This is a genomic window from Bradyrhizobium sp. dw_78, from assembly GCF_018449525.1.
Classification (GTDB): Bacteria; Pseudomonadota; Alphaproteobacteria; order Rhizobiales; family Xanthobacteraceae; genus Bradyrhizobium.
This window is the reverse complement of sequence record NZ_JAAVUS010000009.1, coordinates 315,764-336,736: the sequence shown is the minus strand read 5'-3', so window position 1 is coordinate 336,736 and position 20,973 is coordinate 315,764. Positions and strand designations below refer to the sequence as shown.

17 protein-coding genes are annotated in these 20,973 nt (G+C 62.2%); 11 read left to right on the top strand and 6 right to left on the bottom strand.

Features of this window, described 5'->3' with window-relative positions; genetic code table 11:
• Positions 1-29 precede the first annotated feature (29 nt).
• The 3 genes from HB630_RS23200 to HB630_RS23190 form a co-directional block, all read right to left on the bottom strand.
• Entirely contained in the window at positions 30-776 is a 747-nt protein-coding gene (locus HB630_RS23200) for an SDR family NAD(P)-dependent oxidoreductase (RefSeq protein ID WP_213774944.1), read from the bottom strand.
• A gap of 162 nt (positions 777-938) precedes the next feature.
• The gene (locus HB630_RS23195; RefSeq protein WP_213774943.1) at positions 939-1,673 is read right to left on the bottom strand and encodes an SDR family oxidoreductase; all 735 of its coding nucleotides are present in this window, start codon (positions 1,671-1,673) and stop codon (positions 939-941) included.
• Positions 1,674-1,823: 150 nt separating this feature from the next.
• Positions 1,824-3,632: an IlvD/Edd family dehydratase gene (locus HB630_RS23190; protein ID WP_213774942.1), complete on the bottom strand. Its 1,809-nt coding sequence runs from the start codon at positions 3,630-3,632 to the stop codon at positions 1,824-1,826.
• A gap of 232 nt (positions 3,633-3,864) precedes the next feature.
• Here HB630_RS23190 and ugpC point away from each other — a divergent pair, with 232 nt between their 5' ends.
• From ugpC to HB630_RS23145, 9 genes are all read left to right on the top strand, one after another.
• Positions 3,865-4,926, top strand: coding sequence for a sn-glycerol-3-phosphate ABC transporter ATP-binding protein UgpC (gene ugpC / locus HB630_RS23185; protein WP_213774941.1), 1,062 nt, complete (start codon positions 3,865-3,867; stop codon positions 4,924-4,926).
• Between the two features lie 75 nt (positions 4,927-5,001).
• Complete coding sequence (locus HB630_RS23180) at positions 5,002-6,324, top strand: ABC transporter substrate-binding protein (protein ID WP_213774939.1); 1,323 nt, start codon at positions 5,002-5,004, stop codon at positions 6,322-6,324.
• Positions 6,325-6,435: 111 nt separating this feature from the next.
• Positions 6,436-7,395 carry a sugar ABC transporter permease gene (locus tag HB630_RS23175; RefSeq protein WP_213774937.1) on the top strand — a complete coding sequence of 320 codons (960 nt, stop codon included), beginning with the start codon at positions 6,436-6,438 and terminating at the stop codon, positions 7,393-7,395.
• Positions 7,388-8,311: a carbohydrate ABC transporter permease gene (locus HB630_RS23170; protein WP_213774935.1), complete on the top strand. Its 924-nt coding sequence runs from the start codon at positions 7,388-7,390 to the stop codon at positions 8,309-8,311. The genes HB630_RS23175 and HB630_RS23170 overlap by 8 nt, the downstream gene beginning before the upstream one ends.
• A gap of 46 nt (positions 8,312-8,357) precedes the next feature.
• Positions 8,358-9,344, top strand: a complete 987-nt coding sequence (denD, locus tag HB630_RS23165) for a D-erythronate dehydrogenase (RefSeq protein ID WP_213774933.1) — start codon at positions 8,358-8,360, stop codon at positions 9,342-9,344.
• A gap of 30 nt (positions 9,345-9,374) precedes the next feature.
• Entirely contained in the window at positions 9,375-10,544 is a 1,170-nt protein-coding gene (locus HB630_RS23160) for an acetyl-CoA acetyltransferase (protein WP_213774931.1), read from the top strand.
• 296 nt (positions 10,545-10,840) lie between these two features.
• Positions 10,841-12,058 carry a CoA transferase gene (locus tag HB630_RS23155; RefSeq protein ID WP_213774929.1) on the top strand — a complete coding sequence of 406 codons (1,218 nt, stop codon included), beginning with the start codon at positions 10,841-10,843 and terminating at the stop codon, positions 12,056-12,058.
• A gap of 5 nt (positions 12,059-12,063) precedes the next feature.
• Positions 12,064-13,230, top strand: coding sequence for an acyl-CoA dehydrogenase family protein (locus HB630_RS23150; protein ID WP_213774927.1), 1,167 nt, complete (start codon positions 12,064-12,066; stop codon positions 13,228-13,230).
• A 682-nt stretch (positions 13,231-13,912) separates the two neighbouring features.
• Positions 13,913-14,437, top strand: a complete 525-nt coding sequence (locus HB630_RS23145) for a carboxymuconolactone decarboxylase family protein (protein ID WP_213774925.1) — start codon at positions 13,913-13,915, stop codon at positions 14,435-14,437.
• A 7-nt stretch (positions 14,438-14,444) separates the two neighbouring features.
• Here the strand turns inward: HB630_RS23145 and HB630_RS23140 are convergent, their stop codons facing one another.
• From HB630_RS23140 to HB630_RS23130, 3 genes are all read right to left on the bottom strand, one after another.
• Positions 14,445-15,824, bottom strand: coding sequence for a patatin-like phospholipase family protein (locus HB630_RS23140; RefSeq protein WP_213774923.1), 1,380 nt, complete (start codon positions 15,822-15,824; stop codon positions 14,445-14,447).
• Between the two features lie 206 nt (positions 15,825-16,030).
• Complete coding sequence (gene glsA / locus HB630_RS23135) at positions 16,031-17,890, bottom strand: glutaminase A (RefSeq protein WP_213774921.1); 1,860 nt, start codon at positions 17,888-17,890, stop codon at positions 16,031-16,033.
• A gap of 147 nt (positions 17,891-18,037) precedes the next feature.
• The gene (locus HB630_RS23130) at positions 18,038-18,259 is read right to left on the bottom strand and encodes an acetyl-CoA carboxylase biotin carboxyl carrier protein subunit (RefSeq protein ID WP_213774919.1); all 222 of its coding nucleotides are present in this window, start codon (positions 18,257-18,259) and stop codon (positions 18,038-18,040) included.
• A 156-nt stretch (positions 18,260-18,415) separates the two neighbouring features.
• Here HB630_RS23130 and HB630_RS23125 point away from each other — a divergent pair, with 156 nt between their 5' ends.
• Both HB630_RS23125 and HB630_RS23120 read left to right on the top strand, forming a co-directional pair.
• Positions 18,416-19,390, top strand: coding sequence for an IclR family transcriptional regulator (locus tag HB630_RS23125; RefSeq protein ID WP_213774918.1), 975 nt, complete (start codon positions 18,416-18,418; stop codon positions 19,388-19,390).
• Positions 19,320-20,879 carry a carboxyl transferase domain-containing protein gene (locus tag HB630_RS23120; protein ID WP_213774916.1) on the top strand — a complete coding sequence of 520 codons (1,560 nt, stop codon included), beginning with the start codon at positions 19,320-19,322 and terminating at the stop codon, positions 20,877-20,879. Before HB630_RS23125 ends, HB630_RS23120 begins: the two co-directional genes overlap by 71 nt.
• Positions 20,880-20,973: the final 94 nt, after the last annotated feature.

The window sequence follows — 20,973 nt, the reverse complement described above, 5'->3', positions numbered from 1 at the left end:
ACCGGTTTTCGGAAAAGATCATGTCCACTTTAATAGGTCGCGCGGCCGCCGGAAATATCGAACACCGCGCCGGTGGAGAACGAGCAATCCTCCGAGGCCAGCCACGCCGCCATCGCCGCAAGTTCTTCCACCAGCACGAACCGTCCCTTCGGAATCTTCGACAGCATGAAGTCGATATGCTGCTGCGTCATCTGATCGAAGATCGCGGTCCTGGCCGCGGCGGGGGTGACGGCGTTGACCGAGATGTCGTGGCCGGCCAGTTCCTTGCCGAGCGATTTGGTCAGCGCGATCAGGCCGGCTTTCGATGCCGAATAATGTGCGGCGTTCGGGTTGCCTTCCTTGCCGGCGATAGAGGCGATGTTGACGATGCGGCCGTAGTTTTGCTTGAGCATGACGGGCACGATCGCCTTGCAGCAGATGAACGGACCGTCGAGATTGATGCGCAACACCTTGCGCCACTCATCGAAATCGGTCTCCCACACCGTCTTGTTGACGCCGGCGATCCCGGCATTGTTGACGAGAATGTCGATCTTGCCGAGCGCGGCCAGCGTCGCGTCCCGGGCTTTTTCGACGGCGGCGAGATCGGAGACGTCGACCTTGAACGCCGTCACGGCCGGGCCGATTTCCCTGGCGGTCTTTTCGGCCAATGGCAGGTCATGATCCCAGATCGCGACCTTGGCGCCGGACGCCACAAAGCGTTCGGCGATCGCGCGCCCAAACCCCTGCGCGCCGCCGGTGACGATGGCAGAGCGGCCGTTCAGATCGATCTTGTTCATGGGGAAGGTTCCTTTATCTCAAACTGAATTTAGTTCTCGTCATTCCGGGGCCTGCGCCATCCAAGTCGGCTGTTGCCGACTTGGGCAATTCGAGTGGCCAAACTCGGGTTTACCCGAATTTGGGCGGCGCATCCCAGAATGACGGTTGTCGGGCAATCGGTCTCAAAGCGTCCAGCCGCCGTCGATGATGTGCGCAACGCCAGTCGTGAACGAACTCTCGTCGCTGGCGAGATAGACCGCGAGCGATGCGATTTCCTCGGCCGTGCCGAGCCGTCCCATCGGCTGCCGGGCGACGAACATGTCGCGCCCGCCGGGCCCTGCGGTCGCGGCGCGCTGCAGCATCGACGGCGTCTCGATGGTGCCGGGACAGATGCAGTTGCAGCGTACGCCCTTGGTGATGAAGTCGGTGGCAACCGAGCGGGTCAACGCCGCGACGGCAGCCTTGGTCGCGCCATAGACGTAACGGTTGGGCGCGGCCTTGAACACGCCGGCGGCGGAGGAGATGTTGACGATCGAACCGTGGCCGGCTTCCAGCATCGCCGGCAGAAACGCCTTGATGGTGCGGTGCATCGACTTGACGTTGAGGTCGAACGAAAAGTTCCAGTCCTCGTCGGAGCATTCCAGCACCGTGCCGTGATGCACGAAGCCGGCCGCGTTGAGCAGGATGTCAGCCCGACCGGCGCGCCTGGCCACCGCGGCGACGGCTGCGCTGTCGCGCACGTCGAGCTTCGCTATTTCCGCAACGCCCTCGTTCTTCAATGCGGCGAGCTTGGCCTCGTCGATATCGGTTGCAAAAACCGTGGCGCCCTCACGGGCAAAGGCCACCGCGCAGGCGCGGCCTATGCCCACAGCGGCGGCGGTCACGAAGGCGCGTTTTCCCTTCAGGCGGTCTGACATGGTTTTCCCTCCATTATCTTCGTCATTTATCGTTCGTCATTCCGGGATGGTGCGTCAGCACCAGACCCGGAATCCATTGCTCCGCATGTTCTGCCGAACGACGGATTCCAGGCCCGCGACGTTGTCGTGTCCCGGAATGACGATGGTTGGCTAATGATTGTCCCGCGCGACGCCGACACGGCCGGCGATGTCGTGGTAGCGCGTCGCGAACTCGATGCAGGCGCCGGTGGCCTGCTGGCCGACGGTGGAACGGTAGAGCTCCTGCCACGGCGTCTGGTTGGCCGGATAGGGGAAGCCGCCCTTGGCCTTCAACTCGGCGCGCCGCCGCTTCAGCTCCTCATCCGTAATCATAATATCGGCGCTGCCCTTGTTAAGGTCGATGCGGACTTTGTCGCCAGTCTTCAGGAGGGCCAGGCCGCCATCGGCGGCGGCTTCCGGCGTGGCATTGAGGATCGAGGGCGAGCCCGACGTGCCGGACTGCCGGCCATCGCCGATGCAGGGCAGGGACAGGATGCCGCGCTTGATCAGCGCCGCCGGCGGCTGCATGTTGACCACTTCGGCGCCGCCGGGATAGCCGATCGGTCCGGCGCCGCGGATGAACAGGACGCAACGCTCATCGATGTCGAGTGCGGGATCGTCGATCCGGTGGTGATAGTCCTCCGGGCCCTCGAACACGATCGCACGCCCTTCGAACGCGTTCGGATCCTTCGGATTGTTCAAGTAGCGATCGCGGAATTCCTTGGAGATCACGCTGGTCTTCATGATGGCGGAATCGAACAGATTGCCGCGCAGCACCAGGAAGCCGGCATCCTTGACCAGCGGCTTGTCGTAACTCCGGATCACGTCGCCATCCGGCTTTGGCGCCTCGCGGCAATTGTCGCCCATGCTATGGCCGTTGACGGTCAGCGCGTCTTCGTGGATGCGCTTGTGCTGCATTAGTTCACGCACCACCGCGGGCACGCCGCCGGCGCGGTGATATTCCTCGCCGAGATAGAAGCCGGCCGGCTGCATGTTCACCAGGAGCGGAATGTCGTGGCCGAATTTCTGCCAATCGTCGATCGAAAGCTCGACGCCGATATGGCGGGCCAGCGCGTTGATATGGATCGGCGCGTTGGTCGAGCCGCCGATCGCCGAATTGACGACGATGCAGTTCTCGAACGCCTGTCGCGTCAGGATGTCGGACGGCTTCAAGTCTTCCCAGACCATGTCGACGATGCGCTTGCCGGTTTCATAGGCGATCTGGCTTCGCTCGCGATAGGGCGCGGGGATCGCGGCGCAGCCCGGCAGCGACATGCCCAGCGCCTCGGCCAGCGAATTCATGGTGGAGGCGGTACCCATGGTGTTGCAGTGGCCGACCGAGGGCGCCGACGAGGCCACGATATTCATGAACTCCTCGTAGTCGATCTCGCCGGCGGCGAGCCGTTCGCGGGATTTCCAGACCACGGTGCCGGATCCGGAGCGCTGGCCGTCATGCCAGCCGTTCAGCATCGGGCCGCCGGAAAGCACGATCGCCGGCAGGTTGACCGTGGCCGCCGCCATCAGGCAGGCGGGCGTGGTCTTGTCGCAGCCGGTGGTCAGCACCACGCCGTCCAGCGGATAGCCGAACAGGATTTCCACCAGCCCGAGATAAGCGAGGTTGCGGTCCAGCGCCGCGGTCGGGCGCTTGCCGGTTTCCTGGATCGGGTGGGTTGGAAATTCCATCGCGATGCCGCCGGCCTCGCGGATTCCTTCGCGGACCCGGTGCGCCAGTTCGAGATGGTGGCGATTGCACGGTGACAGGTCGTTGCCGGTCTGCGCGATGCCGATGATCGGCTTGCCGGATTGCAACTCGTGCCGGGTCAGGCCGTAATTGAGGTAGCGCTCGAGATAGAGCGCGGTCATGCCGGGATTATGGGGGTTGTCGAACCACTCGCTGGAGCGGAGTTTACGCCGGGTGGTCCCGGCTGGCGGCTTGTTCATGGGTTCTCCCGGTTTCTCCCGCAGCGCACACGCCTTGTTTTTGTGCGTCGTTTCATATTGGCGAGCAATGTTGGCATGCCGACGCTCCGACCGCAACGTTTGCGTGACAGCCGGTCTCAATACGACTTTGATCCGACGACAGCGCCGAAAAAGTCTGGTAAGACCCGGTCAACAAATAAGGATCGCGGACATTCACCGCGGATAACAAATAGCTTCGGGAGGGTGAGCAAGTATGTCGTCGGTACAAATTCGCGACGTGCGCAAATCGTTTGGTGGCTTTGAAGTCCTGCATGGCGTGACGATCCCGATCGAGGACGGCGCCTTTGTGGTCCTGGTCGGCCCCTCCGGCTGCGGCAAATCGACTTTGCTGCGGATGCTCGCAGGCCTCGAGAACATTACTTCGGGCACGATTTCGATCGGCGATCGCGTCGTCAACAACGTCCAGCCCAAAGAGCGCGACATCGCGATGGTGTTCCAGAACTATGCGCTCTATCCGCATATGACGGTCGCCGACAATATGGCATTTTCGCTGAAATTGCGTGGCGCCCGGCCGGCCGAGATCGCCTCCGGCGTCAAGCGTGCCGCCGAAATCCTCGATCTGACGCCGTTGCTCGACCGCTATCCCCGGCAATTGTCGGGTGGGCAGCGCCAGCGCGTCGCGATGGGCCGCGCCATTGTGCGCGATCCGCAAGTGTTCCTGTTCGATGAGCCGCTGTCCAACCTCGACGCCAAGCTGCGGGTGGCGATGCGGACCGAGATCAAGGAACTGCACCAGCGGCTGAAGACTACCACGGTCTACGTCACCCACGACCAGATCGAGGCCATGACCATGGCCGACAAGATCGTCGTCATGCATGACGGCATCGTCGAGCAGATTGGTTCCCCGCTCGAACTCTATGACCGGCCGGATAACCAGTTTGTCGCCAGCTTCATCGGATCGCCGGCGATGAATTTCCTCAAGGGCAAGGTCAAGGCGAATGGCAGCCTCAGTTTCGAAGGCGCGGATGGCCTGAAGTTGCCGCTAAAATCCGCGCCCGCCAATTCCGATGGCCTGCCGGTCGTGTACGGCGTTCGGCCAGAGCATTTCACGATCGCGGATGACGGTGCCGAAGCTGAGATCGTGGTTGTGGAACCGACCGGATCGGAAACTCAGGTGTTCGCCAGACTTGGCGGCGAACAGGTCGTCGCCGTGTTCCGCGAACGTCACCAGTTCAATCCCGGCGACAAGGTCCGGCTCAAGCCGGATCCGTCGCTGATCCATCTTTTCGAGGAGACGACGGGTAAACGGCTATAAATTACAGGCGACTATAAATAACTGAACAAGCAATTGGTCGATGAACGAGCCAATAAAACAGGGAGAAGACTTGAGATGAGTGATTTTACGACCAACCGACGTTCGTTGCTCAAGGGCGGCGCTACGCTGCTGGCTGCCGCGGCGACGATGTCGAGCGAGGAATTGCTGGGTTATGCGAAGGCCTGGGCGCAGACCGCGCCGTGGAAGCCGGAAGCCGGCGCCAAGGTCAACCTGTTGCGCTGGAAGCGTTTCGTCGAAGCCGAAGATGTCGCGTTCATGAAGATCGTCGACGCCTTCCAGAAGGCCAACAACGTCACCATCAGCGTCTCGAACGAATCCTATGACGACATCCAGCCCAAGGCGTCGGTCGCGGCCAATACCGGGCAGGGCCTCGACATGGTCTGGGGCCTGTATTCGCTGCCGTTCCTGTTCCCGAGCAAATGCACCGACATGACCGACGTCGCCGATTATCTCGGCAAGAAATGCGGCGGCTGGGCGCCGTCCGGCGAGGCCTATGGCAAACAGGACGGCAAGTGGATCGGCATTCCGGTCGCCGCCAGCGGCGGTCTCATCAACTATCGCATGTCCGCCGTCGAGAAAGCCGGCCACAAGGAGTTTCCGAAAGATCTCGACGGCTTTGCCGATCTGATCAAGGGAATGAACAAGAACGGCACGCCGGCCGGCATGGCGCTCGGGCACGCCTCGGGCGACGCCAATGGCTGGCTGCATTGGGCGCTATGGGCCCATGGCGGCAATCTGATCGACCAGAACAACAAGGTCGTCATCACCTCGCCGGAGACCGCCAAGGCGCTGGAATATGTCAAGGTGCTTTACGACAACTTCCTGCCCGGCACGGCGTCCTGGAACGACAGTTCCAACAACAAGGCATTCGCGGCGGGCCAGCTTTACCTGACCACCAACGGTATTTCGATCTACGTCACGGCGAAGACCGAAAATCCGCAAATGGCGGCCGACATCAATCACGCCCATCTGCCGGTCGGTGTCGACGGGAAGCTGCGCGAATTGCATCTCGGCTTCCCGATCCTGGTCTACAACTTCACCAAGTTCCCGCAGACCTGCAAGGCGTTCACCGCCTTCATGCTGGACCCGGAGCAGTTCAATCCCTGGCTCGAATCGGCTCAGGGCTATCTGTCGCCGTTCCTGCTTGGCTACACCGCTAATCCGATGTGGACGGCCGACCCGAAGAACACGCCGTACCGCGATGTCGCCTCGACCGCCACGACACCGGCCGGAATCGGCAAGATGGGCGAGGACGCCGCGGCCGCGATTGCCGATTTCGTCGTGGTCGACATGTTCGCGAACTACTGCACCGGGCGCGAGGATGTAAAAACGGCGATGGCTTCGGCGGAACGTTCCGCCAAGCGCATCTTCCGCTGACGTGATCGCCGGCGCGGTCTTCCGCGCCGGCCCCGTTTCTAACTTAATATCAGGCGCCGCCCGGCGAGCAATGTGCGAACGGCGGCGTCCTCAGGATGGAAATGGAGCGGCATGAGTACCCTTCAAACATCGGTGCCCGTCCAGGCTTCCGGCGCGGATACGCTGTCGCTGTGGGCGCGGCTAAGGGTCAATCGTAACTGGATCGCATTGTGGTTCATGCTGCCGGCGGCGGCGTTCCTGATCCTGTTTCTGGCCTATCCGCTCGGGCTCGGCATCTGGATGAGCTTTACCGATGAGCGCATCGGCCGGCCCGGCATTTTCGTCGGGCTGGATAATTACCAGTGGCTGTGGGACGATTCGATCTTCTGGCTGTCGGTGTTCAACACGCTGCTCTATACGATCGTTGCCAGCGCCATCAAATTCGCGGTCGGGCTCTATCTCGCGCTGCTCTTGAACCGGAACATGCCGTTCAAGGCGTTTTTCCGCTCCATCGTGCTGCTTCCCTTCATCGTGCCCACCGTGCTGTCGGCGATCGCGTTCTGGTGGATCTACGATGCGCAGTTCTCGATCATCTCATGGTCGCTGATCAAACTCGGCCTGATCGAGCACAACATCAACTTCCTGGGTGACGCCAACTGGGCGCGCGGCAGCGTCATCTTCGCCAATATCTGGCGCGGCGTGCCCTTTGTCGCGATCACGCTGCTGGCCGGTTTACAGACGGTGTCGCCCTCGCTTTACGAGGCGGCGACGCTCGATGGCGCCACCAGCTGGCAGCGGTTCCGTCACATCACCTATCCGCTGCTGACGCCGATCATTGCGGTGGTGATGACCTTCTCGGTGCTGTTCACCTTCACGGACTTTCAACTGATCTGGGCGTTGACGCGCGGCGGTCCGGTCAATGCCACGCATCTGATGGCGACCTTGAGCTATCAGCGCGGTATCATCAGCGGGCGGCTCGGCGAGGGCGCGGCGATCGCCACCGCCATGATCCCATTCCTGTTGGCGGCGATCGCGATTTCCTGGTTCGGCATGCAGCGCCGGAAATGGCAGCAAGGATCGAGCAATGACTGATTCAGCCCTGCAACCGAAATTATCGCAGACGAAACTATCGGCCGCGACGCGGGACGACGACAGCGAGGGCATGAGCTATCTGGAGTCGCTGCCGCGGCGCCTGGTGACGCTCTATCTGCCGCTGTTCATTATTCTGGTGGTGCTGCTGTTCCCGTTCTACTGGATGGCGCTGACCTCTATCAAGCCGGACGAACAACTGATCGACATGGACAAGTTCAACCCGTTCTGGGTGGTCCATCCGACCTTCAAGCACATCAGCAAGCTGTTGTTTGAAACCCAGTATCCGCGCTGGCTCTGGAATACGATGTATGTGGCGATGGGCGCCACCACGCTTTCGATCATCGCCAGCGTGCTTGCGGCCTATGCCATCGTGCGCCTGAGGTTCAAGGGGGCGGATACCGTCGGCATCCTGATCTTCTTTGCCTATCTGGTGCCGCCGTCGATCCTGTTCATTCCGCTGGCCTCGGTGATCCAGGCCTATGGCTTGTTCGATTCTCCGCTGTCCTTGATCCTGGTCTATCCGACCCTGCTCATTCCGTTCTCGACTTGGCTGTTGATGGGATATTTCAAGACCATCCCCTATGAGCTGGAGGAATGCGCGCTGATCGACGGTGCCTCGCGCTGGCAGATCCTCATCAAGATTGTGGTGCCGCTGGCCATTCCCGGCCTGATCTCGGCCTTCATCTTTTCCTTTACGCTGTGCTGGAACGAATTCATCTACGCGCTCACCTTTTTGCAATCGACGCCGAACAAGACCGTTCCGGTGGCGATCGTGAACGAGTTCGTCGATGGCGATATCTACAAATGGGGCTCGCTGATGGCGGGCGCGCTGGTCGGCTCGCTGCCGCTCGTGATCCTTTACGCATTCTTTGTCGAGCATTACGTATCGGCGATGACCGGAGCCGTGAAGGAATAGGCGCGAAAGGCCCGCGTTTAAAATTCAAACAAGAAGGAGTTGGGTCTTGCATATTCTGGTTCTGGGCGCGGCCGGCATGGTCGGCCGCAAATTGGTCGAACGTCTGCTGCGCGATGGTCACCTCGGCAATAACGACATTACGCGCATGACGCTGCAGGATGTCGTCGCCCCGGCCTTGCCCGGCAAAACCGGATTTCCGGTCGAGACCGTGACCTGCGATTTCGCGGTGCCCGGCGCGGCCGAAAAGCTGGTCGCGGATCGTCCTGACGTGATTTTCCACCTGGCGGCAATTGTCTCCGGCGAGGCCGAGCTCGATTTCAACAAGGGCTACCGGATCAACCTCGACGGCACCCGAATGTTGCTCGATGCGATCAGGCTGACCGGCAACGGCTATGGACCGCGCGTCGTTTTCACCTCCTCGATCGCGGTGTTCGGCGCGCCGTTTCCCGAAGCCATCGGCGACGAGTTCTTCCAGACGCCGCTGCTCAGCTACGGAACCCAGAAGGCGATCGGCGAATTGCTGCTGGCGGACTATTCCCGCCGCGGCTTCATGGACGGTATCGGAATCCGGCTGCCGACCATCTGCATTCGTCCCGGCCTGCCCAACAAGGCGGCGTCGGGGTTCTTCTCCAACATCCTGCGCGAGCCGCTGGCCGGCAAGGAGGCGATCCTGCCGGTCTCGGAGGACGTCCGCCACTGGCACGCTTCGCCGCGCTCGGCGGTCGGCTTCCTGATCCACGCCGCGACCATGGATACGGCCGCCGCCGGCCCCCGGCGCAATCTGACCATGCCCGGCCTGTCGGCAAGTGTCGGCGAACAGCTCGCTGCGCTGAAGCGGGTGGCGGGAGAGCGGGTCGCGGCGCGGGTCAGGCGCGAACCCGATCCGTTTATCATCGGCATCGTCGACGGCTGGCCGCGCAATTTCGAGGCCAAGCGCGCGGTCCAGCTCGGATTCACCACCGCCGAAAAAAACTTTGACGACATCATCCGCATTCACATCGAGGACGAACTTGGTGGTACGTTTGTGGCCTGATCCGATCGTTAAAATGCCAGGAGAACAATGATGACCGCCAGTATCGTAGGATGGGCCCACACGCCATTCGGCAAGTTCGATGCCGAGACCGTCGAAAGCCTCGTGGTTCGCGTCGCCAATGAAGCACTGGCCGACGCCGGCGTTTCGGCTGGCGATGTCGACGAGATCGTGCTCGGCCATTTCAACGCAGGCTTCTCGCCGCAGGATTTCACCGCCGCCTTGGTGCTGCAGGCCGATCCGAAATTGCGCTTCAAGCCGGCGACGCGGGTGGAGAACGCCTGCGCCACCGGATCGGCGGCGGTGCATCAGGGCATCCGGGCGATTGACGCGGGCGCGGCGAAGATCGTGCTGGTGGTCGGCGTCGAGCAGATGACCCGCACGCCGGGCCCTGAAATCGGCCGCAACCTGTTGCGCGCGTCCTATCTGGTGGAGGACGGCGACACCCCTGCCGGCTTCGCCGGCGTGTTCGGCAAGATCGCACAGGCCTATTTCCAGAAATACGGCGATCAGTCCGACGCGCTGGCGATGATCGCCGCCAAGAACCACAAGAACGGCGTCGCCAATCCTTACGCGCAGATGCGCAAGGATTTCGGCTTCGACTTCTGCCGTGCCGAGAGCGAGAAGAATCCTTTTGTCGCAGGTCCCCTGAAGCGCACCGACTGCTCGCTGGTGTCGGACGGCGCCGCGGCCTTGGTGCTCACGGATTCCGAAACCGCCAGGACGATGGGCAAGGCCGTCAATTTCAGGGCGACGGCGCATGCGCAGGATTTCCTGCCGATGTCGAAGCGCGACATCCTGCAGTTCGAAGGCTGCACCGTGGCCTGGCAGCGGGCCTTGCAGAAGGCCGGTGTTGAGCTCTCGGATCTGTCCTTTGTCGAGACCCATGACTGTTTCACCGTCGCCGAACTGATCGAGTACGAGGCGATGGGGCTGACCCCGCGAGGCCAGGGGGCGCGCGCGATCCTGGAAGGCTGGACCCAGAAGGACGGCAAGCTGCCGGTCAATCCTTCCGGAGGGCTGAAGGCCAAGGGCCATCCGATCGGCGCCACCGGCGTCTCCATGCATGTGCTGAGCGCGATGCAGCTCCTCGGTCAGGCGCCCGAGGGCATGCAGATCAAGAATGCCGAGCTCGCGGGCATCTTCAACATGGGCGGTGCGGCAGTCGCGAATTACGTCTCGGTGCTGGAGCCCGCGAAATAGTTGCCTCGGTCGTCCGCTTCAAGCGGCTGAAGCGTTACGTCTATCTCAAGAGCACCTTGCCGCAATTGTTCTTCGGCAGTGCGAGAGTTGTCATGCGCCTTGCGAAAGCGCGGCATCCAGTATCCCACCGTTTTCACTCTAGAAAGACCCGCTCTGGGATACTGGATCGTCCGCTTTCGCGGACGATGACGGATGGGGCTGGCTGACGCATGCGCCCATACGCCGGGAACCCTTGATCTTCCTGACGCCCTGCCGTTACTACGCCCGAGATACAACATCCGGGAGCGAAATCGCGAATGGGACCGCTAGAGGGCATTAAGGTCGTCGACATGACCACCGTGCTGATGGGGCCTTATGCCAGCCAGACGCTCGGCGACTACGGCGCCGACGTCATCAAGATTGAATCACTGGACGGCGACGTGACGCGGCTGATCGGCCCGACGCGCCATCCCGGCATGGGGCCGGTGTTCCTCAACACCAATCGCAGCAAGCGCGACATCGCGCTGGATCTGAAGAAGCCCGCCGGACGCGAGGTGGCGCTGCGGCTGATCGCAAAGGCGGATGTGCTGATCTATAATGTGCGGCCGCAGGCGATGGCGCGGCTGCAGCTCGGCTATGACGTGGTGTCGAAGCTCAACCCGCGCCTGATCTATGCCGGCGTGTTCGGCTTCGGGCAAGACGGGCCTTATGCGGCCAAGCCCGCTTATGACGATCTGATCCAGGGGGCGACCGCGCTGCCCGCCTTGATGGCGCAGACCGGCGACGGTGTTCCGCGCTATGTGCCGAACGCGCTTGTTGATCGCATCGTCGGCCTCACCGCGGTCGGTGCGATCTGCGCCAGCCTCGTGAATCGAGACCGTACCGGGCGCGGCCAGCGCGTCGACATTCCGATGTTCGAAACCATGGCGGCTTTCGTGATGGGCGATCACATGGGCGGTCTCACCTACGAGCCGCCGCTCGACAAGGGCGGCTACGCGCGGCATCTGTCGCGCGACCGGCGGCCCTACAAGACCTCGGACGGCTATATCTGCACCATCGTCTACAACGACAAGCAGTGGGAGAATTTCTTCAAGGCGACCGGCCGCGACGATCTGCGCAACGATCCGAGATTCGCGACCTTCGCCGGGCGTGCCGTCAATATCGACATGGTCTATGGCGAACTGGCCCGTATCTTCGAGACGCGGACAACGGCCGAGTGGATCGAATTGCTGACCGGGGCCGACGTGCCTGTCATGCCGATGCATGATCTCGAAAGCATGTTGCAGGATCCCCATCTGGTGGCGACCAATTTCTTTCCAGTGGTCGATCATCCGAGCGAGGGCAAAATCCGCAGCATGCGTGTTCCAGCCACCTGGTCGGACACGCCCGCAAAGCCCGAACGGCTGGCGCCGCGTTTCAGCGAACATGCCGAGGAAATTTTGCGCGAGGCCGGATTCCCGGACGACGAAATCGCAGGGCTGATCCGCGACGGCGTCACACGGCACGCGCCTGACCTCCAGGACAACAGGACCTAACGCACATGGATTTCGCGCTGTCGGCCAATCAGGAATCGATCCGCGACGCCGTGGACAAAGTCTGCGCGCGTTTTGATGATGCCTATTGGTTGAAGAAGGACAAGGAGGGCGGCTTCCCGTCTGATTTCCACAAGGCGATGGCCGACGCCGGCTGGCTCGGTATCTGCATCCCCGAGGAATATGGCGGCTCCGGTCTCGGCATCACCGATGCCGCGATCATGATGCGGACCATTTCGGAATCAGGTGCCGGCATGTCGGGGGCGTCAGCCGTTCACATGAACGTCTTCGGCCTCAATCCGGTGGTGGTGTTCGGCACCAAGGAGCAGTGCCTGCGGATGTTGCCGCCGGTCGTCGACGGCAGGGAGAAAGCCTGCTTCGCCGTCACCGAACCGAATACCGGGCTCAACACGACGCAGTTGAAGACGCGCGCGGTGCGCAAGGGCGACAAATACATCGTCAACGGTCAGAAGGTCTGGATCTCCACCGCGCAGGTGGCCGAGAAGGTGCTGCTGCTGGCGCGCACCACGCCGCTCGAAGAGGTGAAGAGCCCGACCCGCGGTTTGAGCTTGTTCTATACGGATTTCGACCGCAAGCGCGTCGCGGTGCATGAGATCGAGAAGATGGGCCGCAAGCCGGTCGATTCCAATGAATTGTTTTTCGAGAATTTCGAGATTCCGGTGGAAGACCGTCTCGGCGAAGAAGGCCGTGGTTTTGAATACATCCTGCATGGCATGAATCCGGAGCGCATCCTGATCGCGGCGGAGGCGGTCGGCCTGGGCAAGGTGGCGCTGGCGCGCGCTTCGGCCTATGCGAAAACCCGCAACGTGTTCAACCGGCCGATCGGCATGAACCAGGGGATCCAGCATCCGCTGGCAAAGAACTGGATGGAGCTCGAGGCGGCCTGGCTGATGGTGCTTTCAGCGGGCTGGCAATATGACCAAGGCCTGCCGTGCGGGCCGGCGGCGAACGCTGCGAAATACCTCGCGGCGGAAGCAGGCTTCCACGCCTGCGAACAGGCCGTGATGACGCATGGCGGCTTCGGCTATGCCAAGGAATTTCATGTCGAACGTTACTTGCGTGAATCCCTGATCCCGCGCATCGCCCCGATCAGCCCGCAGCTCATCCTTAGCTTCATTGCAGAGAAGGTGCTGGGCCTGCCGAAATCGTATTGAGATAATGAAGATCGGAAGTCTTGGGTCCGTCATTCCGGGGCACATCGAGGATGCGAACTTCGATGTGCAATTCGCAGATCGGAGAATCCCGAGATTCCGGGTTCGCGTCTTTGACTCACCCCGGAATGACAGAGATCATGGACGCGCGGCGTCCTTTCTTTCCTCTTTGCCTTTGCGGGGAAGGAAAATGATTTCTCTGGGCGTGGAAGCCGTCACTGCGAGCCAACGCGTCGCCCAACGAAGCAGTCCAGAGAAGCAGAACCGGCACTGGATCGCATCGTTGCATTCGCTCCTCGCAGTGACGGCTTCTCACCGCCAGTAGAAAACAATGCTGGCGATGACGAGAATCGCCGTCATCGCCAGCATTTGCGCAAGCGCTTCCGAGGCCGCCCTTTTTGTGGCTTCCTTCACGTCTAACTCCCTAGACTTGGGCATGAGCCATCGCGGCCTGCGGAGGCCACAACGGTTCAATCATGTTTTACTCGGAACACCCCACAACGAGTATTCGCCTCGTTTTAATCCCCACTCGGCGAATATCGACGGTTCCAAGGTCGATCAGCAATGCGGCGGCAATTTGACTCGGGCGTGTTGCCGTTGCGTCGGGCGATGGGTAGTGTTTTGGCGGAGCGATGTCGCTCGACCAACTAAAAATAAAATAAATATTGGAAATCCAAGGTGAATTATGGCCCGCATGGAATACAGCGATCGCGCCAAGGCAGGCGATCGCACCCGCGAAATTCTCGACAAGAACCGCAACGCGAACATCTTCCGGATGATGGCGCATTCGCCGAGCTATTTCGAGCAATACTGTCGGCTGGGCGGCGCGATCCGCAACAAGGGCGAGCTCGATCCCGTGTTGCGAGAACTCGCGATCACGCGCACCGGCATTTTGTGCGAATCGCCGTATGAAGTGGTTGCGCATCAGCGCATCGGAAAAAATGTCGGCGTCACCGACGAACAGAACGCGGCACTGGATAACTGGCAATCGGCGACATGCTTCACCGAGCTGCAACGCGCGGCGCTGGCTTTCACCGACGAGATCGTCACACGGCGCAGCCCGACCGATGCGACATTCAATGCCATCGCCGCGAAATTGACGCCGGGCGCGCTGGTCGAGTTGCAGCTTTCTGTCGGCTTCTACATCATGACGTCGAAATTCCTGGAAACTTTTGCGATCGATCTGCAACCCGTGACGGAAGTAGTTTGAAAAGACTCTACAGGCTGCCGGCGAAGGCGCGGAACACGGGGTTGGTCCGCAACGCCTCGCGGCCGGCGGCGATCACGCTGTCGACCTGCTCGGGCGGCAGCCGGAAGCGCGTGGGGACGGCCTCGAGTTCGGCCGCCCGTGCGGGATCGAGCTGGTCGAAGCCGAGACGGCCGATAAAAAATTTCAGGTCGTGACAGTTCCAGCCGGGCCGCGCGCCATACTTGGCGCGATCCGCCGCCGACAGGCCGCACCGCCATTTGATCAGCGAATTTTGCCAGTCTTCCATGGTGCTGTCGAAGGCCGTGAAACTGGTGCCGACGCTGGCGTCGATCGCGGTGTCGGCCGCTGCCTTGACCAGGTCGACGCCGGTTGGGCCGTCCACGGTGTTGATCCAGTTTCCGGACACGCCGGTCTTGGCATCGACGACGAGGAACAGGCCGCGCCGCAACTTGACCGCCTGTTGCGGCGACATTGGGCCGTAGGGCGTGTTGGCCGACAGCCGCGCGATGGTGAAGCCGGACAGGCCGTAATTGTCGACCAGGCCGCCGTCGAGCAGCTTGATGTAGGGAATTTCGCCGTCGTGATAGCGGCTGATGGCCCTGGCAAAAGAGTTCAGCATTGGCGCCGCGTTGCGGTTGTCTCGCGCCTTGGCGATCCAGGCGGGCAGGGGCGCGTCGCACTTTCCCGGAAAGGTCTGGATCACGACCGGCGCGAACGCGACCGGCACGGCGGCGGAAGCCGCCACGGCATTCGCCAACGGATAGGTCCAGAGATCGCTGCACATCGCGTTGAAGGTGGTGGCGTCGAATACGAAGGGCGTGCGGTTATAGATGTCGGAGGCGTTGATCCAGACCTGCGGGTGTCCGGACGCGCGAAAATCAGCGAAGGTGGCGCCGTGGAACAGATTGGCGTCGAGCCAGCGCGGAAAGCCCTGGGAGTCGTTGATGCCGCCGGCAAACGCCTTGCCGATGGTGGCGAGGTTGAGGCTGGTCTCGAGTCCTTCCTCGGCATTGCGCAGCAGGAAGCGTTCGCGGAAATCGTCCAGCGCGGCGCGCTTTCGCAACCCGTAATAGGCCGCGGTCACCGCGCCGCCTGATACGCCGGAGATGAAGTCGACATGGTCGATCATCGACGCCGCTGCGCCGTGCGCCGGCGTCTGCGCCATTTCCGTCAACACGCCGAATGAGAACGCCGCGGCCCGCGTTCCGCCGCCCGAGAACGACAGGCCGATGACGTCGTCATCGTCCTGGGCGCTTTCCCCGAAATTGAGGTGAGCCCTGTCCGTAAGGCCGAAGCTGCTGCCGGGCTGGTTGACCGGGGCGTTCTGGATGGACGCGCAGCCGAACAGGACGGTGCAAAGTCCAACGATAAGCACGACAGAACGCATACGATCACAATACCGGCTACAGGATAATTCGCGACAGTCTATGCCACGGTCTTTAAGCGATATTAAAGACCGTCAAAACGCCCTGGCGGTCACGCTTGGTGCCAGCTATAGCGTTTTCGCGCGAAGTAGATACCGGTTCGTGTCAGGAAAACGCATCAAAATAAAGATAGAGCCTTGGTTCTGATTCAATCAGAACCGGTAAGGCCCTAGCCTGCGGTCAGCAGATTCACCTTGGCGTTGGCGACAGCGAGGCGATCGGCGAGCAATTGTGCCAGGTTGCGCAGGATGCGCTCCGAGGCGGAGGGATGTTGTTGGCGGTAGTGCTCGAAATCCCGGATCGGGACTTCATAGGCCGTGGCCGCCATGTCCGCGAACACGTCGGCGGAACGATGCGGCTCCAGCAGCGCCGTTTCGCCAAACGCCATTCCCGCCGTCAGTGTCGCCAGCCGGATGCCGTCGGGCAGCGTGACATGGACCACGCCGCTGCGAAGGAAAAACAGCGAGGTCGCGGCATCGCCGGACGAGATGATCTTTTCGCCGGCCCGGTAGGTCCTGATCGAGCCGATCGCAGCGAGGTCGGAGAGTTCCTGTCCGGTCAGTCCGGCGAGCAGCGGCTGTTCGGACAGGTCGGCGGTCTCGAGGAAGTCGATCGCGCCGCCATGACGATAGACCACCTGATCTTCCGCCCATTCGATCGCGGTGTCGAGCAGATAGAAGTTGCGCAGGTTGGAAATGCCTTCGGTCCATTCGCCGATGGCTTTCCAGTCCGCCGATGAGCGTTTGATGCCCGACAAAATAACCGTGATGCGAAACTGCGCCAGTTCGCGGAATTCCTCGGCAAGCAGCCTAGCGCCGGCGCGGGTGATCGAGGCGACGCGGCGAAGGTCGAAAATGACGAATTGCGGGCGTGGCTCGGCCGCCAATTGCCGGGCAACATAGTCGACATTGGCAAGCGACAGGGTGCCGACCAGTTCGAACACGCGGACGTCCTGATGATGGGCCGACAGGATTGTCTGCTCATGCGGGCGGCGGCTGCGCCGCGACGGGATCTTGCCGATGGTGTAGTCAGCGATGATGCTGCTTCGCGCGTTGTCGCTGCGGTTGAGCATGTGCAGGTCGTAATGCGATGATAAGGCCTCGCAGACCTTGACGCCGCGCACGCTGTTGCCGTGCTTGTCGAGCCGGGGCGAATAGCTGCCGAGCCCGAGCCGCGCCGGCAGCGCTGCCAGGATGCCGCCGCCGACGCCGCTCTTGGCGGGGATGCCGACGCGATAGGTCCATTCGCCGGCGTAATCATACATGCCGGAGGAGGTCATCACCGATAGCGTGCGCGTGATTGCATAGGGCGTCATCACCGCTTCGCCGGTGACGGGATTGACGCCGCGATTGGCCAGCGTCGCGGCCATCACCGCGGCGTCACGCGCCGTCACCTGGATCGAGCACTGCCGGAAATAGACATCCAGCACCTCGCTGACATTGTCCTTGATGACACCGGAATTGCGCAGGAGATAGCCGATCGCGCGGTTGCGGTCGCCGGTCGCGCTTTCGGATGCATAGACTGCCTGATCGACGTCGATCTCGCGGCCGGCAAACCGGCCCAGCGCCTTTCGGATATAGTCGAAGGCGTCGGCGCCCTTGGCTTCATGGATCAGGCCGGTGCAGGCGATCGCGCCGGCATTGACCATCGGGTTGAAGGGGTGGTTTTCGGCGTTGAGACGGATCGAATTGAAGGGGTCGCCGGACGGCTCGACGCCGATCGCGCGTTCGACGCGCGCGGCGCCCAGCGTGTCCAGCGCCAGCGCGAACACGAACGGTTTCGACATCGACTGGATCGTGAACGGGATTCTGGTGTCGCCGACCTCATAGACATGCCCGTCCATGGTCGCGAGGCTGATGCCGAATTGATCGGGATTGGCCTTGCCCAATTCCGGAATGTAGTCGGCAACAGCGCCGCGGGTCTCCGCGGAAAAATCCGAATGGCAACGGTCGAGAAACCGCAGCAGCGGCGGTTTGGCGCCGGTCCAATGGTTCGAATGCGGCACCGTGGCCGGTCGCAGGATATTCATGGTTGGACGTTCTTGGCTCGGTATTGATGGCTTGACCCGGCGCGCGATCGTTCGCGCGATACGGGTTTTACGCCGCATCGGTAAACGCCGAAACCTATCCGGCCGCCTTTATTCGCGCCACGGTGCCCGGTTGCTGAACCGGTTGGTTCAGGTTTCGAGGATGGCGATGACCTGTCCTTCCGCGATCACGTCGTCGATCTTGACCAGAATGGACTTGAGCGTGCCGGACGCCGGCGCGGCGACCGGGATTTCCATCTTCATCGCTTCGACAAAGGCGATCTCGTCGCCGTCTCCGATGCTCGCGCCGACATCGGCCGGAAGCGCGCAGACGCGGCCGGCCACTTCGGTCACGATCTTGATTTCTGGCATGCCAGCCTCCCCAGGACAGCCGCCGCGCGCAGCCATCGTCCCCAAGCGTATTACGAAGGGCGGATGCCCCCGGCTTGTTGTTGTGACCGCAGATTGCCTGATGTAGCTTGTTCTACAAGTGGAATTTTATTCCGTATAACGGAAATAGGGGGTGGAATGGGACGGCGCTCGGAGCGGCTTAGCAAGCAGGGAATGCTCGCCAGCGACCTCGCAGGCGAGGGCGACGTGATCCAGGTGGTGTCGCGCGCGTTCGACGTCCTGCGCTGTTTCGAAAGCCATGAGGCACGGCTCGGCAATCTCGAGATTGCCAACCGCTGCGGGCTGCCGCGCTCGACGGTGTCGCGGCTCACGCACACGCTGACCCGGATGGGGCAACTGGTCTATCTGCCGCGCGATCAGAAGTACCGCATCGGGCCGAGCGCGGTCGCGATGAGCACTTCGATGATGCGCGGCCTGCAACTGCGCAACCTGATCCGGCAGCGTCTGGAGGATGTCGCCGAACAATTGCCGGGCACCGTCGGCTTCGTCATTCCCGACCGCTTTCATCTCGTCTATCTCGAACATGCCCGCGCCGCGAACGCGCTCGGTCTGCACGAGGGCACCGGCACCCGTATCGCGATGGCCTCGACCGCCGCCGGCCATGCCTATACGGCGGCGCTGGACGCCGATGTCGGCGACGCCCTGTTGACGGAAATGGCGCGTGAGATGCCCGACGGCGTCAAGCTGCTGCGGCCGCGGATCGAGGATAATCGCCGGTTCCTGCGCGAGCACGGCTATGTCGTGGTCTGCGGGCTGTGGAGTCCGCATATCAATGGTCTCGCGGTGCCGGTGTGGTCGCCGCAATATCAAACCTTCGTCGTGGTCACGATCGGTCTTCTCGCGGCGATGTATGACGAAGCGCGGCTGCACAAGGAAGTCGCGCCGCGGCTGCTGCAACTCGGCGCCACGGTCGGCGGTCTGCTCGAAGGCGCGGACGGCAATATTTTCGGCAGCCGAACCGAGAGCAAGCCGGTTCCGGTACGGGCTCATAACAATAAAATAATCAAAGCGGAGGATACGAATGAACTGGAAGCCGGAGCTCGACGACCTCGCGCGGCGCGAAGCGTTCGCGCGCGAGATGGGAGGCGTTGACAAGGTCAAGCGACAACGCGACCAGGGCCGGCTCACGGTTCGTGAGCGCATCGACGGGTTGATCGATCGGAACAGTTTTCACGAGATCGGCGCGATCTCCGGCGTCGGCGAATATGACGAAAATGGCGAACTCAAACATCTGACGCCGGCCAATTGCGTGTTCGGCCGCGGCAAGATCGACGGGCGGCCGGTGGTCGTGGTCGGCGACGATTTCACGGTGCGCGGCGGCTCCGCGGACGCCTCGATCTCGGCCAAGCCGTTGATGGCCGAGGAGATGGCGCATGATTTCCGCCTGCCGATCCTTCGCATCATCGAAGGCTCCGGCGGCGGCGGTTCGGTCAAGACCATCGAGACCAAGGGCGCGGCCAATCTACCCGGCGGCGTCGGCGGCACCCGCTGGTACTGGTACACGACGGCGAACCTGGCCCGTGTGCCGGTGGTGGGCCTCGGGCTCGGCTCGGTCGCCGGCCTCGGCGCCGCGCGGCTTGCGGCCAGCCATTATTCGATCATGACCAAGAATTCGGCGATGTTTGTCGCGGGGCCGCCGGTGGTGAAGCGCCTTGGCCAGGATCTCACCAAGCAGCAGCTTGGCGGCGCCGATATCCAGACCCGCGCCGGCGGCATCGATCATGCCGTCGACACCGAAGCGGAAGCCTTCGCCTGCGCGCGGCGTTTCCTTTCTTATCTGCCGTCGTCGGTCTACGATCTGCCGCCGACGATCCCGTGTACCGACGATCCCGAACGCGCGGAAGAATCGCTGATGAAGGCGGTGCCGCGCAGCCGCCGCCAAGTCTACAAGATGCGCCCGATCATCGAGGCCGTCGTCGACAAGGGCTCGTTCTTCGAACTCAGCGCCAATTTCGGTCGGCCGATCATCACGGGCCTGGCCCGGCTCGAAGGCCGCGCCGTGTTGCTGCTTGCCAGCGATTCCTTCCACTACGGCGGATCCTGGACCGCGGATGTTTGCCAGAAAGTGGTGCGCTGGGTCGATTTCGCCGAGACCTTCCATCTGCCCATCGTTTATCTGATGGATTGCCCGGGTTTCATGGTCGGGCTGGAAGCCGAGAAAGCGGCCACCATCCGTCATGGCGTGCGCGTCATGGCGGCGGTCAACCAGAGCACGGTGCCGTGGTGTACGGTCATTGTGCGCAACTCGTTCGGCGTCGGCGGCGTCGTGCATCAGCCGGCGAACCGCTATTCGATGCGCTATGCCTGGCCGTCGGCCTATTGGGGCTCGTTGCCGCTGGAAGGCGGCATCGAGGCGGCCTACAGCGCCGACATTGAGGCGGCGGCCGACCCGGCGGCGAAACTGAAAGAGATCGAGGAAAGGCTCAACAGATTGCGCTCGCCGCTTCGGTCGGCGGAGAAGTTCTGGGTCGAGGAGATCATCGACCCGCGCAAGACCCGTTCGCTATTGTGCGAATTCGCCCGGCTCGCCGAGCCGATCCGCACGCCGGGCCCGCCGAGCAACATGACGATCCGGCCTTAAGTCACATTGCCGCACCTCCGGCGCATATGGTTCCGGGATTCGGACCGCATCCGACATCAAACTGTAACAGCGGCGTAATTCAATCGCGGCATGT

Coding starts and splice junctions, on each gene's coding strand:
- HB630_RS23200 (WP_213774944.1), bottom strand. CDS start 776: ATGAACAAGATCGATCTGAACGGCCGCTCTGCCATCGTCACCGGCGGC.
- HB630_RS23195 (WP_213774943.1), bottom strand. CDS start 1,673: ATGTCAGACCGCCTGAAGGGAAAACGCGCCTTCGTGACCGCCGCCGCT.
- HB630_RS23190 (WP_213774942.1), bottom strand. CDS start 3,632: ATGAACAAGCCGCCAGCCGGGACCACCCGGCGTAAACTCCGCTCCAGC.
- ugpC (WP_213774941.1), top strand. CDS start 3,865: ATGTCGTCGGTACAAATTCGCGACGTGCGCAAATCGTTTGGTGGCTTT.
- HB630_RS23180 (WP_213774939.1), top strand. CDS start 5,002: ATGAGTGATTTTACGACCAACCGACGTTCGTTGCTCAAGGGCGGCGCT.
- HB630_RS23175 (WP_213774937.1), top strand. CDS start 6,436: ATGAGTACCCTTCAAACATCGGTGCCCGTCCAGGCTTCCGGCGCGGAT.
- HB630_RS23170 (WP_213774935.1), top strand. CDS start 7,388: ATGACTGATTCAGCCCTGCAACCGAAATTATCGCAGACGAAACTATCG.
- HB630_RS23160 (WP_213774931.1), top strand. CDS start 9,375: ATGACCGCCAGTATCGTAGGATGGGCCCACACGCCATTCGGCAAGTTC.
- HB630_RS23155 (WP_213774929.1), top strand. CDS start 10,841: ATGGGACCGCTAGAGGGCATTAAGGTCGTCGACATGACCACCGTGCTG.
- HB630_RS23150 (WP_213774927.1), top strand. CDS start 12,064: ATGGATTTCGCGCTGTCGGCCAATCAGGAATCGATCCGCGACGCCGTG.
- HB630_RS23145 (WP_213774925.1), top strand. CDS start 13,913: ATGGCCCGCATGGAATACAGCGATCGCGCCAAGGCAGGCGATCGCACC.
- HB630_RS23140 (WP_213774923.1), bottom strand. CDS start 15,824: ATGCGTTCTGTCGTGCTTATCGTTGGACTTTGCACCGTCCTGTTCGGC.
- glsA (WP_213774921.1), bottom strand. CDS start 17,890: ATGAATATCCTGCGACCGGCCACGGTGCCGCATTCGAACCATTGGACC.
- HB630_RS23130 (WP_213774919.1), bottom strand. CDS start 18,259: ATGCCAGAAATCAAGATCGTGACCGAAGTGGCCGGCCGCGTCTGCGCG.
- HB630_RS23125 (WP_213774918.1), top strand. CDS start 18,416: ATGGGACGGCGCTCGGAGCGGCTTAGCAAGCAGGGAATGCTCGCCAGC.
- HB630_RS23120 (WP_213774916.1), top strand. CDS start 19,320: ATGAACTGGAAGCCGGAGCTCGACGACCTCGCGCGGCGCGAAGCGTTC.